The 13,094-nt window shown below is 46.4% G+C and carries 12 protein-coding genes; 4 read left to right on the forward strand and 8 right to left on the reverse strand.

Features of this window, described 5'->3' with window-relative positions; all coding sequences use genetic code 11:
- Positions 1–50: 50 nt before the first annotated feature.
- From DXN04_RS21065 to DXN04_RS21080, 4 genes are all read right to left on the reverse strand, one after another.
- A complete protein-coding gene (locus DXN04_RS21065; protein ID WP_116855368.1) occupies positions 51–686 on the reverse strand; it encodes a response regulator transcription factor in 636 nt (211 codons plus the stop codon).
- Between the two features lie 127 nt (positions 687–813).
- Entirely contained in the window at positions 814–2,001 is a 1,188-nt protein-coding gene (locus DXN04_RS21070) for a PepSY-associated TM helix domain-containing protein (RefSeq protein ID WP_116855369.1), read from the reverse strand.
- A gap of 72 nt (positions 2,002–2,073) precedes the next feature.
- A complete protein-coding gene (locus DXN04_RS21075) occupies positions 2,074–4,479 on the reverse strand; it encodes a TonB-dependent siderophore receptor (protein ID WP_116855370.1) in 2,406 nt (801 codons plus the stop codon).
- A 237-nt stretch (positions 4,480–4,716) separates the two neighbouring features.
- Positions 4,717–5,700, reverse strand: a complete 984-nt coding sequence (locus tag DXN04_RS21080; protein WP_116855371.1) for a hypothetical protein — start codon at positions 5,698–5,700, stop codon at positions 4,717–4,719.
- A 138-nt stretch (positions 5,701–5,838) separates the two neighbouring features.
- Here DXN04_RS21080 and mnmD point away from each other — a divergent pair, with 138 nt between their 5' ends.
- Complete coding sequence (gene mnmD, locus DXN04_RS21085; RefSeq protein WP_116855372.1) at positions 5,839–6,468, forward strand: tRNA (5-methylaminomethyl-2-thiouridine)(34)-methyltransferase MnmD; 630 nt, start codon at positions 5,839–5,841, stop codon at positions 6,466–6,468.
- Positions 6,469–6,499: 31 nt separating this feature from the next.
- Here the strand turns inward: mnmD and DXN04_RS21090 are convergent, their stop codons facing one another.
- The 4 genes from DXN04_RS21090 to DXN04_RS21105 all read right to left on the reverse strand — a co-directional run bounded on the left by DXN04_RS21090 (position 6,500) and on the right by DXN04_RS21105 (position 9,519).
- On the reverse strand, positions 6,500–7,057 hold the full coding sequence (locus tag DXN04_RS21090) for a group I truncated hemoglobin (protein WP_116855373.1): 558 nt from the start codon (positions 7,055–7,057) through the stop codon (positions 6,500–6,502).
- A gap of 3 nt (positions 7,058–7,060) precedes the next feature.
- On the reverse strand, positions 7,061–7,486 hold the full coding sequence (locus DXN04_RS21095) for a hypothetical protein (RefSeq protein WP_116855374.1): 426 nt from the start codon (positions 7,484–7,486) through the stop codon (positions 7,061–7,063).
- A gap of 156 nt (positions 7,487–7,642) precedes the next feature.
- On the reverse strand, positions 7,643–8,227 hold the full coding sequence (locus DXN04_RS21100; RefSeq protein ID WP_116855375.1) for a DUF1543 domain-containing protein: 585 nt from the start codon (positions 8,225–8,227) through the stop codon (positions 7,643–7,645).
- Entirely contained in the window at positions 8,215–9,519 is a 1,305-nt protein-coding gene (locus DXN04_RS21105) for a cobyrinate a,c-diamide synthase (protein ID WP_116855376.1), read from the reverse strand. Before DXN04_RS21105 ends, DXN04_RS21100 begins: the two co-directional genes overlap by 13 nt.
- Before the next feature lie 47 nt (positions 9,520–9,566).
- Here DXN04_RS21105 and DXN04_RS21110 point away from each other — a divergent pair, with 47 nt between their 5' ends.
- From DXN04_RS21110 to cbiB, 3 genes are read left to right on the forward strand one after another with little or no spacing between them, the layout of a single operon-like run.
- Positions 9,567–11,069: a cobyric acid synthase gene (locus tag DXN04_RS21110; RefSeq protein ID WP_233525654.1), complete on the forward strand. Its 1,503-nt coding sequence runs from the start codon at positions 9,567–9,569 to the stop codon at positions 11,067–11,069.
- Positions 11,066–12,082 (forward strand): pyridoxal phosphate-dependent aminotransferase, encoded by a 1,017-nt coding sequence (locus DXN04_RS21115; protein WP_116855377.1) that lies wholly within the window; start codon positions 11,066–11,068, stop codon positions 12,080–12,082. Before DXN04_RS21110 ends, DXN04_RS21115 begins: the two co-directional genes overlap by 4 nt.
- Entirely contained in the window at positions 12,067–13,065 is a 999-nt protein-coding gene (gene cbiB / locus DXN04_RS21120; RefSeq protein WP_116855378.1) for an adenosylcobinamide-phosphate synthase CbiB, read from the forward strand. Before DXN04_RS21115 ends, cbiB begins: the two co-directional genes overlap by 16 nt.
- Positions 13,066–13,094 lie beyond the last annotated feature (29 nt).

Below are 13,094 nucleotides of genomic sequence, written 5' to 3' on the forward strand. Positions count from 1 at the left end.
AGCGGGCTAAAAAACAAGAAGCTTACATGCGAGGTATATAACAGGCATAATTACACCAGATTATTCTCTATAGCGAAGCTCGCCAGGCCAACTGCCGAGTGAACATTTAATTTCTTCATGATGTTTTTTCTATGCGTATGCACTGTATGTGGGCTTAGATTCATGGCAGCAGCTATCTCTTTGTTGGCCTTGCCAGATGCTATCTGCTGAATGATGGCTGTCTCCTTCCCTGTAAGTATTGTTGTATTAAACGAAGTATTACGTCTGTCATCCAACAGGAGATCAACTATAAAGGGGGCATATTTCTTTCTTCCCTGCAAAGCTCCTGTAATGGCTTCCTGCAATTCCTGTTTCCCACACTCTTTTGTGAGATAACAATAAACATTCAGTTCCAGTGAGCGAAGGATGTGCGCTTTCGTCTGCTGATTGGAGATAATGATTACTTTGCACGAGGGAATGAGGGCGGACATTGTGCTTACGACTTCTGGACTGAAGAATGCCGGGTTATAATCGAGGATCAATATATCAGGATAGTATGATTGCAACACATGTTTAAACTCTTCTGTGTTTCCCGCTTCCTGTATTACATAAGGGTTTTCCTGACTAACGAGCAGACTTCTGATCCCTTCTCTATACACAGGCTGTGCATCCGCCAGTAGGATACGGATTGTGTCTGTCTTGTTCATTATTCTGTTACGTTAAATAATGACCTTATTGAACCGATAAAGATATGACGGGAAAATAGTCCGGATACAGCAGTGCCTCCCTTAATAATAAGGGAATAAGTTAACAAAAATCATCATAATAAGTAGTTTACACAGGCACGCTCATTGCTGGTTTGCGGAGTACCTGTTTTTTATTTTTTGTCGTCTTCTTGTTTCTTCTGCCCCACCAGATGTACACACCAGTCACAGGCAGGGAAGCAGCAATAAGGGAGACAAAGAAAGCGAGCATTTTTCCGGGCAGTCCTAATATACTGCCTACATGCAGATCGTAATTTAACGAAAGTAGCTTCTCTCCATTGTTGCGGCTACCGGGCGTACTTCTTCTCAGCAGCTTTCCACTGTGCTGATCATAGAACGTTCTGGTGTTGGTATAATAGGGCCTGTTGGCATTGCGGGCATATACGGACACTGCTGCTTTATTATTTTTAGGGATTGTCACAAAAAGGGATGTGGCTGCCGGGTCCTTTTGCAGGGCAGCATGCAGTATTTTATCCATGGAATACGGACGAAGATCAAGGGTATCACTGCTCAGGGCGGGCAATTCAGTGCCGGACTTACCACCGTTTGCTGTCCACTGCACTGCTTTGCTGAACCATTCAAAACTCCAGACCAGGCCCGTCAGAGCGATTACCAGTAAGATGAACATGGCATAGAAACCGGCTATGTTGTGCAGGTCATAATTCTTGCGTTTCCATTTCGTATCCTTCTTCCATTTAAACCATACACGCTGTTTCATCGCAGCTTTGTTTTTCGGCCACCAGAGTATGATGCCGGAGATGAGCATTACGACGAAGACGACAACACTCCAGGAGACGATACTTTTTCCCAGCTTTGGTCCCATCAGCAGGTTAATATGCAGGTTGACAACAAGGTTAAAGAACTCCCATTTGGTATTTTCCACTTTTACGACTGCACCTGTATAGGGGTTCACGTAGACTTTATAGAAATATTCGAAGTAGCCGCTGTGCAGTACTTTTTCTTCATTCACTTTTACTGCACGGAAGTAAACAGTTCTGTCAGGCGCTGTTGGTACTTCGGCTACCTGTAATGGTTTATCGGCACCAATGGCCTGCTGCGCATTGGCCTGTAAGGTGGAGAGGGGTAAACGTATCCCATTCGCAGGTATATTTACGTACATACGGTCATGATAGACCACAGGTTTTATTTCTTCAATAAAAGCATACAAACAACCGGTGATACCCAGTATTAAAACAACAAGCCCGGAACTAAGCCCGAGCCATAAATGTAATTTGCCAGTGATCTGCTTAAAGGTCATAAGTTTGCTTTAAAGATTTGACAAAAGGTTGTATCAGGAATGATACAACCTTTTGTCAGTAATTAGGTATTCTTAGAAACGATAGCTTGTTGACACGCGGAGGTTCCTTCCTGCTTCGGCCTGCCAGTAATAAATATGGTTGCCGTTGTTGTCGTAAGAAGGTGCCCCTGTGTACAGGTATTTATTCAATACGTTATTTACATTCATTTTAATATCAAACCTGTTGATGGAATAACCGATACCAGCATCGAGGCGGAAGTAATCAGGCAGGAAGTTTTCTGACTTATCATATACCTGACCTGCGATACGACCTATCTGCCACTGGTAACCGGCAAAGATGCCTAAGCCTGTCAGTACGCCGCTGTTCACCCTGTAATTCACCCAGCTGTTCTGGATATGCTTAGCTGTACCGGAGATGTAGTTGCCTACCAGGTTCGCATATGCATCTTTGGTTACCTGGCCATCCGTGTAAGCGTAATTGATCAGTACATTCAGACCTGGTGCGAGTTGTCCTTTTACATCTACTTCCACCCCTTTGATTTTCTGCTGCCCGTTTGTACGGCTATAGATGAAACCAGCGGTAGGTGATTCATGTTCCAGGTCAGCAGCCAGTACATTGTTTTTCACGATCTGGTATACTGCTACGTTGGTGCTGAGACGGTCGCCAAACCAGTTTTTCTTTACACCCAGTTCGATGTTGGAACCAGTGAGTGGCTTGAATGTTTTACCTTCCCAATCTGTACCTCCATTCTGCATAAACACTTCATCGTATACGAAGTAAGCACTCAGGCTGTTGTCTATTGAGTAACTCAGACCTACACGGGGCGTGAACTTACTTTCATTCTTCGTAATCGCGTATGGCGTGTTATAAACGTTGGTGGTATAGCGGCCAGCCAGGGTGACGCGGAGGGTATTGTCCAGGAAACCCAGTTCATCCTGGAGATATTCAGTATAGTAACCGTAGTCGTATTCAACGCCGGTCACACGGATGTTTTTGGAACGATCCCATACAGGCTGGGTTACGTTGTTATAGGTAGGCTTGTAGATATTGAAGGTGGTATCGCCCAGGGGTTGAGACTGGTTCCAGTCTGCCCAGTATTGGCTACGCTTCATATCTACAGCGGCGAGTATGTTGTGGGTGATACTACCGGTCTGGAATTTACCGTTTACGAACATCTGTCCGGTGCGGTTGATGGCCAGTGCATCCCAGATCCCGATATTTCTCTGCAGCAGACTATCATTGAATGAAGAAAAATAAGAAGGCCACATGCTCTGACCTTTCTGGTCGTAGTGCAGGTAAGCTATCTGTGCAGTGAATTTCCAGTTGTCGTTGAACTTGTGTTCGAATGTACCGGTCAGACTCTGGTCAGTGATCTTGGTAGGATCCAGTTTAGGATCAGCGGTGGTGAAGTTGATGGGCAGGTCAGCATAACCTTTCCTGGAGAATGCGTAGTTGCTACCGATCACCTGTTCCTGTACAAATTGACGATTGTATTCCAGGGTAACAGAAGTTCTGTCGTCAACCAGGTATTTAATAACGGGTGCGATGGAATAACGGTTGTTGAACTCATAATCACGGTGAGAATCGCGCTGTGTACCCATTACGTTGAGGCGGTACAGCAGACGGCCATCTTTGGATAGTTTGCCATCCAGGTCCAGGGTACCCCGGTAAGAATTGAAGCTACCTACTGTGAGGGCGACTTCGTTATTATTTTTTAAACCGGTAGGTTTCTTGGTCACAACGTTGTAAAGACCGGAAGGTTCACCACTGGAGAGCATGAAGCCGGCAGGACCTTTGATCACCTCGATGCGGTCTACCATGCTCATATCTTCGGTGAGAGGGCTCCATGGGCTGCTTACAACGTTCATCCCGTTCCTGAAGGCGGTGAGCTGGGAGCCGCGCGCCTGCATTTTGGTATAGATGTCCCAGTGACCGATGCGCATACCGCCGGAGATGTTCCTGGAAACGTCTTCCTGCATATCGAAGATCTGCTGATCGCGGATGGTGCCGGCGGTGAGTACTTCGATGCTTTGTGGCACGTCTTTGAGGGGCGTTGTGATACGAAGGGTAGGTGAAGGCTGGCTGACTTTGTAGTTATTACCATCGGCTACGACTACTACCTCTTTCATTTGCTGATTGGTAGCGTTGAGCTGGATGGAAATGTGGGCCACCTTATCTTCTTCTACAACCACTTCCTGGGATACGGTTTCATAGCCGATAAGGGATACCTGTACGGTATATGAACCGGGTTTTATTTTTTTGAAAATGAATTCACCATTTTGGTCAGTAACGATTCCTCTGCCGGTGCCTTTGATTTGTACGGTCACAAATGGAGCAGCCTGTCCGTCGGCGGTAATGACTTTACCTTTGATAGCGGAGAGGATTTCATCGGCTTTAGCAATGTTCGTGAAGGAACAAAGTAGTAGAGAAAAGAGAACAGTTGTGGTTATAGTGTATCGTGCAAAGAAATGCGTCATAAGGGTCCTGTTTATATGTCTTTGGTTTTTGTCTTTGGATTTTGGACCGCAAAACTACGTGACACACAGGGCTATTGATTTACGCAAAAAGGAAAAGTTGTAATCGTATCGGGAAAAAGTATAAATATTTGGTTGAAAGTAAGTTAGATTGACATTATAATTAGGAGTTACAACTTGTATTAGGGTATAAATAACAAAGCCGGCTTCATGCCGGCTTTGTTATTTGAGATTTTCTTTTTAATAGTAGATGTCTACTTTACCATTTGGCGTGCCGTTGGTGACAATAGTGGCATGTTGTCCGCAATCGGTTACGGCATTGGCTGCTGTCCATGACAGGGCAGCCTGGCTACCGCCTTGCAACTGGATCTGAATATTACTGAAGGTGGTCTTCGTTGTATTCGGATAGTCGGTACAAACGACGGGGTAATACACTTCCAGCGATTCTGCAGCCCAGTAGAGTTTCTGGATGTTGCTCACGGAGAGGTTGATGGACGAATAACCGGAGAAAGCAGAGGTGTAGTTATAGTTGCTGCCGCTGCTGCCTGTGAGGGTCATGATACCAGTGAGGCTGGTACCGGCATTTACCCTGACGAGGTTACTGAAGATAGCGGTGCCGTTGGAACCATCTACGTACCAGTTGGCAATTGCCCAATAGTTGCCACCGCCTGCAGCAGAAGGGCCCCATTGTAAAACGGGTTGCAGGATGTAGGAGCTGTTCTGGAGGCCATTGAACATGAAGATGGTTTGACCATTGGAGGTGGAGGGTGCGGGAGGCACGGTCCAGGTAGTAGAGAAATAAGAAATGGGTGTGGATACCGGGTTACTCCAGTACGTGTAAGCGATCCAACCTGAGGCGAGGGGTTTAACCTTCCTGGCTAAGGGGGAAGCGCTGTTTACGTTGCCGGGGTAATCGGGTAGTGAACTTACATCGGCATGGATAGCGCCGAAGTCTTTAGAGACTTTGCCAGTGGCATCGTCAATGGCTCTTAAGCGGCCGCCCTGTACATCCAGGTGCTGGCCTGGTTCGAGTTTGCTAACCTTTTCAGAGGGGCGCCAGCCGCCAGGTGTGAGTACCATACCGGTATGATCTGCATCGTTGGCAGTAGCGGTAGCGGTGGAAACTGGGCTAGTGTCCGGAGCAGATTTGGTGGTTTCTTTGCCGCATCCAGCAAAGAAGAGGGCGATGCTGAGGAGCAGGCCGCCAACATAGGTGTGTTTCATGTGTGATTGGGTTTTCCAGGTTATTATGAGTATTATTAAAGTTAGCTTGTATAGATGCGGTGGGAGGAACAGGGGATGGTTTTTAAGGGGTTTTTAAGGACGGCATAGACTTTTAGTACTTTTTAGTTTCTTTGCTGTATGAAAAGGGAATTACGGCTAACCGCAGATGGCTCACACACCATCGCTATTCCGGACATGAATGTGACGTACCACAGTACCCATGGTGCAATACAGGAGAGCATGCATGTATTTATTCAGGCTGGTTTGCAGGCGCTGCAACTACCTGCCATACGCATTTTTGAAATGGGCTTTGGCACCGGCCTGAATGCCTTGCTGACCATGCAGCATACCACTGCACCTGTGTATTATTACTCCGTAGAACAGTTCCCTTTAACAGCAGAAGAAGTAGCAGGATTGAGTTATGGCAATGCTTTGCATGCCTATCCCTGGAATGAAGATGTAAAGATCAGCGAACAATTTACTTTGCATAAAGCGCACGCATCCTTATTGGATGTAAATCCTGCGCAGACTTTCGACCTTATTTATTACGATGCTTTTGCGCCTGGCGCACAGCCTCATTTATGGACGAAAGAGATTTTTGAAAAACTATATGGGTTATTAGTGCCGGGTGGCATCTTAGTTACTTATTGTAGTAAGGGAGATGTAAGGAGAGCGATGCTGGCAGCCGGCTTTAAGGTGGAGAAATTGGCGGGACCTCCGGGCAAGAGAGAGATGTTACGTGCCCAACGACAAATGTCCCAACATTAGTTGAGACACCTGTTCTTTACATTTACACAGCTTATTTTTGTACTACCTGGGTACGCAGACTTTCCACGAGTGCTCCTACCCTTCCGATCAGCTGATCAGACAAACCATTTTTCTTTGCACCTTTTACCAGGTCAGCTACGAATGCATCGAAGTCGCCATTATCAGCTTTGCCATTCATGCGTGAGTTCTGCGCCGGATCATGTGCTGCGGTCATACTCTTGCCACCATAAGTATAAGAGGTAGAGCCTGTACCTACGCATACGAAATCAGTCAGGTTCTTGCTCAAAGCTTCAAAACCACTGGTATTACCAGCAGTTACTTCGGCCAGGAGTGTCGTAAAAAAGCCATTGATTTCAGGATCTGCTGCAATCACGAAGATGGTGCTATCCACTACGGAGCGAATGCCCAGACGGCCTTGTTGAATTTTAGTACCTGGATTAGCAGGGTCATTGACCATGGTAGAGCCCCCCAATGAATCATACAATGTTTTAGTAGTTTCCATTTTATCTGCATCTTTCTTGCACGAAGTGAGGAACAGGCCTGTGCCGAAGATACCAGCAAATAATAACAGTGCTGCGTTGTTTTTCATTTTCTATTTTTTACTGATAAAGAGATGATAAATTTTTCCTGTGATGGATTGCGCCATTGCCGGACAACCTTTCTCCATGTCTTCGGCGCTGGGCACAAATCGTGTAGTCGTATAATGAAGTGACTGACTGCACCTGCTGATGATATCATTGGCATCGGCCAGCAGTGGTGAATAGGTAAATACTGCAATCCGTGTGGAAGCATTGACCAGTACATGATCTACACCGGGCTGGGCATAGAGCCAGGCCTGCACTTTTTCTCCTTCTTCAGGACTCATTTGCTGTTCGATATCCATCCTTGCCATAATGCGTGTATGCGCATCAGGTGCTTTGGGCCTTGTAACCAGGTAAATATGTATGATGAGTACGAGTATCAGGCACACGAGGGTACCACCCGCCCATGGCAGGATTTTCAGAGCTTTCCTTATCATAAAGTAAAGTGTAAAAAATTAAGAGATGGGTTATTTGCCCACAAGCTTCCTTATCTGACGATTTAGTATTGCTACATATTCAGATACGCGAAAAAAATCCAGCCGGATTTAAAGCTGAAAAATATTTTTTAAGGGGTTGAATAAAATTGAATGGGCTTAATCGGTGAGGTATTCCCCTTTAAGAATTCGTTCAAGCCTGAAATATCCCAGGTGCAATTGATCGGGCCGAGCGTCTGGACCAGCAGGTGATAATTGCAAAGCATATTGTGCCCTGACATTTTCAGAAAGGATATCTTCGATCAGTGCAAAGTCGTCTATGTCTACCCCATACTTGTCATCAATGTGTGAGGTAGCACCGGGAAATGAAGTGTGTTTGAAGAATGCGGTGGCCTTTGCTTTTTTTAGTGCTTCGTTTTTTTCTTTTCCGGTGGAGAGCAGTTTGTAATGAAATTCTTCCATTTCATTTTCTTTGTAACCACCGAGATTGATGAAGTAGAGTTGTGCGCCTCCACTCACTTTTTCTGCGCGGGGAACAACCTGTACCTGCATGTCTTCTACCAGGGTGACTTCTCTGAAACCATCGATGTGCAGATTACCTTTTGCTTCCGGCCAGAAGGCTTCCAGGGAAGGTACCAGATCTTTCAGCGTTGCTGCGATACCAAAGAACACATCGTGTTGCTCTGTGTGTCTGCCTGCAGGCTTACATCCTGCAAGGATCATAAAAAGTTTTAGCTGTTCCATAGTGATGAAAATATTGTCGTGTCTTCGCCCCAATAGAGATGCATGTAGGAGGCGACAACGTTTTGTTGTTTGTATATGGGTGTTGATACTACTTTGCCACGGGCATTGGTGACTTCGCCGATGGTGGTAACAGCACTGTTTTCTTTAGCATGTGAGTAGTGAAATTCGTGTCCTTTCAGGACAATGTCGCCGATTTGAATTTTGCGATAACCGAGCGACATGCGGCTATTTTCCATACTGGTTTCTATGTCAAGTACGCCACACATTTCATAGCGTTTGCCCTGTGCATCTGTAATGCCTTTGCCCAGGTACATCATGCCGCCGCATTCTGCTATTACACGTCCACCATTTTCACAATATTCGCGGATAGCTTTGCGCATCTCCACGTTTTCTTCCAATAAAGAAAGATTCAATTCGGGGTAGCCTCCGGGGATGTAGAAAAGATCCATATCGGGCAGTGAGGATGCATGAGTTGGACTATAAGTAAATACCTCTCCCAGTTGTCTGAGTGCGCGAAGATTTTCTTCGTAGAGAAAATTAAAGACCTGATCACGGGCCACACAAATTTTTAATTTCCCAGGTGGAGGAATTGCTGAGGCCCCGGATGGTTGCCTATGTTGCGCTGTTAATTCAAGTAGTTGATCAAGGTCTACCGACTTACTGATATGAGCAGCTGCTGCTTCGATAATGGCGTTATAATCATTTTCAGGAGAGATGGCCAGCCCAAGATGCCGGGAAGGAATTTTGATGGCTTCATTTGGGGAAATGTAACCTAATGGTGTGATTCCTACATCCACACAGGCATCTTTTAAAAACTGGTAATGGCTTTCAGAACTGACAAAATTGAAGATCACGCCGGCTATCTTTAATTCCGGATTGAAATTTTTCAGGCCATAGAGTAAGGGTGCGACAGAATAAGCCATTGCTTTTGCATTCATGACCAGTATTACGGGCAGATCCAGGAGCATTGCAATGGATGCGCTGCTCCCCTCCGATTTCACAGCACCGTCGAACAAGCCCATTACACCTTCTACAATCGATACATCCGCATCATTGCTGTAGCGACTGTACAATTCCTTCACATGATCTTCGCTCATCATAAAGGTATCCAGGTTAATGCCGGGGTTCAGTGAAGCGGTTTGGTGATGGGTAGTATCAATGTAATCCGGTCCGCATTTGAAAGGCTGTACTTTCAGGCCCCTGTTATGCAAAGCGCGCAGCAATCCTAAGGTGAGTGTAGTCTTGCCCGAATGGCTGGATGGTGCTGCGATTAAAAACTGAGGCTTCTTCATTTGGTCAAAGATAGTACATTTGCAAAATTATCTATACGCCCAACGCTATGCAGCAATTAAAACCCATCATGTTTGTAGGCACCGCTTCAGACGTAGGGAAAAGTTTTATTAATACCGGTTTCTGCCGCATCTTTAAAGAGGATGGTTACCAGCCAGCACCTTTTAAGGCGCAGAACATGTCGCTCAACAGTTTCGTTACACCAGACGGGCTGGAGATAGGGCGTGCGCAGGCGGTGCAGGCGGAGGCTTGTGGCCTGCCCTGTAGTGCTGATATGAACCCGGTATTGCTGAAGCCTACGAATGATAAGGCATCGCAGGTGGTGCTGATGGGGAAACCTGTGGGCACACAGTCGGCTTACGACTACTTCATGGGGAATAATAAGCAGGAGTTATTCAATGCGGCCAGGGCGGCGTTTGACAGGTTGCATGCGCAATATAGCCCGGTAGTGATGGAGGGTGCGGGCAGCATCAGTGAACTGAACCTGAAGCACAGGGATATTACTAATATGCGCATGGCATTGCATGCGGGTGCGGATGTATACCTTGTTGCGGATATTGACAAAGGTGGCATTTTCGGGAGTGTGTATGGTACGATAGCGCTTTTACCTCCTGAAGAAAAGGCATTGCTGAAAGGGATTATCGTAAATAAATTCAGGGGGGATGCACGTTTGTTCGAAAGCGGCAAGACTATGCTGGAAGAGCTTTGCGGTGTACCGGTGGTAGGGATCATTCCTTATAGCAAGGATATTTATGTGGAGGAAGAGGACTCTGTGGCACTGGCCGGTAAGCAGCAACAGGCAGGTAGTGGCAAGGTGAATGCGGTGGTGGTATTACTGAACCGCTTGTCTAATTTTACGGATTTTACGGTACTGGAAAAGGACGAGCGGGTACACCTGTATTATAGTAATAACCCGGCTGAAATAGCGCAGGCAGATATTGTGATTATTCCGGGTAGTAAGAATACGATTGCGGACCTGGTGGACATTAAAAACAATGGTGTTGCTACGGCGGTAACGCAGGCTTTTAAGGCAGGTAAAACGGTGATCGGCATTTGTGGTGGGTACCAGATGATGGGACAGTGTGTTGAAGATCCTGCTGGTGTGGAGGGAAGTGTTTCTTTTATGCCCGGGCTGGGTTTGCTGCCGGTAACGACAGTATTGACTGAGGAGAAGACGACGAAGCAGTGTCGTTTTAAGTATAAGAATATAGATACGGTGTGTGAGGGGTACGAGATCCATATGGGGATTACGGCGGAAACTACGTCATTGAAAGGAATGGAAGGGAAGAGTACACCGGCTCATTTAAATACAATGTCCCAGGGCCATGGTGATGGCTATTTATTGCATGACCGCTGCTGGGGCACATATATTCATGGCATTCTGGATAACCCTGTAGTTGTGGATGACCTGCTGTCGCCCTTTAGTCCGGAGGCAGCGGTTCCTTTCGATTACAATAAATATAAACATACGCAGTACGATAAACTGGCACAGCATCTGCGCGAGCATATCGATATTGCCTACATTTACAGTCAATTAAAAAGTGAACAATGATATTAGGTCATGGAGATGACAGGTATTTGTATTCCCGGGAAATTCTTGCTGACTTTAGTTCTAATGTTTATTACAAAGGGCTTTCCATTGGTTTGGTACAACACCTGAGCACGCAACTTTTCAGATTAAAAAATTACCCGGAGGCGAATGCACAGAGTTTGCAGGAAGCCCTGGCGCAGTGGCATGAGATCAGGCCTGCGCAGGTATTGGCGACGAATGGCGCTACGGAAGCGTTCTACCTGGTGGCTCATGCCTGGAGGGGGCAATCGGCTACAATAGTAATTCCGGCATTTGCTGAATACGAAGATGCCTGCAGGATCAATGATCTGACTGTGTCTTACCTGGAATGGAATGCCTTGAAGCAGGACAGTACTTTTGAGACGGCGCTGGTGTTTTTGGGTAACCCGAATAACCCTACAGGGGCTTTGCTGCCGGTAGATTTTCTGCGCCGGTTATTGCAGCATAATCCATTTGTAACATTTGTGGTGGATGAAGCGTATGTAGACTTTACGTTATCAAGGGAGTCGATGGTGGGTTCATTGGAGGATCTGGCTAATTTGATTATTATTAAATCATTGACGAAGACGTATGCGATCCCCGGTTTGAGGCTGGGGTATTTGTTAAGCAATGATTCGGCGATAGAGAAAATAACGGCTTCTAAAATGCCCTGGTCGGTGAATGCGCTGGCAATTGAGGCGGGCTTGTACATTACGGCACATAAGGAGAAGCTGACATTTAATGTAGAAGATTTATTACAGGATACGGCGGCTTTGATGGCGGCCTTGAGTATACATGTGAATGTGATACCGACGCATACCAATTTCTTTTTGTGTGAGCTGGTACGGGGTACTGCGGCGGAACTGAAGGCTTACCTGGTAGAGGAACATGGTTTGCTGATCAGGGATGCCAGCAATTTTAAAAGCTTGGGGGAAAGACATTTCCGGGTGGCGACACAGACACCGGATAAAAATGCTTTATTGGTTAAAGGGATCAATGCATGGATGGAAAGATGATATGGATTCCTTTGGTAGTGGGGTATGTGCTGGATTTGCTGTTGGGAGATCCGAGGTGGTTGCCGCATCCGGTTCGTCTTTTTGGGAATACGATTGGTTTAGGGGAAAGGTGGCTGAATGGGGAGAGAAGCCTGGATGGGGGGATGGCTCGGGGGAAGGGAGCAGCAGCTCGGGAGGAACGAAGAAACGACCCTGCTTATCGCTTTTTGAAAGGGGCTTTAATGACCGTAGTACTCTGCCTGGGAGTCTATGCATTCTTTTATTACATGCAGGTAGTACTGCCTGTATGGGGCAGGTATATTTTCAACAGTATCTTCGTTTTTTACGGATTGGCCAATAAGAGCCTTTTACAGGAAGGTAAAGCAGTTTATGACACATTACTCCAACAAGGCCTGGAAGCGGGCAGAAAACGCCTTTCCTGGATCGTAGGCAGGGATACTTCCAAACTGGAGGAGAACCAGATCCGGATAGCAGTATTGGAAACGCTGTCGGAGAACCTGAGTGATGGGGTGATTGCACCTTTGTGTTTTTATGCGGTGGGGGGTGTACCGGCAATGATGCTCTATAAGATGATCAACACCCTGGATTCTATGATTGGGTATAAGAATGAGCGTTATTTATACTTTGGCCGGTTTGCTGCCAGGCTGGATGATGTCGCGAATTATATTCCTGCGCGGATCACTGCCCTGCTCATGGTGGTCTTGACGTGGAGTCGGCGGGGCTGGCAGTATATTTTAAAATATGGGCATCAGCATGCGAGTCCTAATTCCGGGTACCCGGAGGCTGCCCTGGCAGGAATTCTGAATTGCCGGTTTGGCGGTCCGAATGTATACCATGGCGTACTGGTTGAGAAGCCATATATCGGGGAGCAACAGCGGGTGATCAAACATGAGGAACTGGGAAGGGTGATGTTTATAAATCACGCAGTGACGTTCGTGGTGGTAGTGCTGATTGCGGTGCTGAGAGGAATGCTCCGGATTTAAGTTCTTTTGATGGTTGTATTTTTATTTCT

The sequence above is a fragment of the Chitinophaga silvisoli genome (assembly GCF_003412465.1).
Taxonomy (GTDB): Bacteria; Bacteroidota; Bacteroidia; order Chitinophagales; family Chitinophagaceae; genus Chitinophaga; species Chitinophaga silvisoli.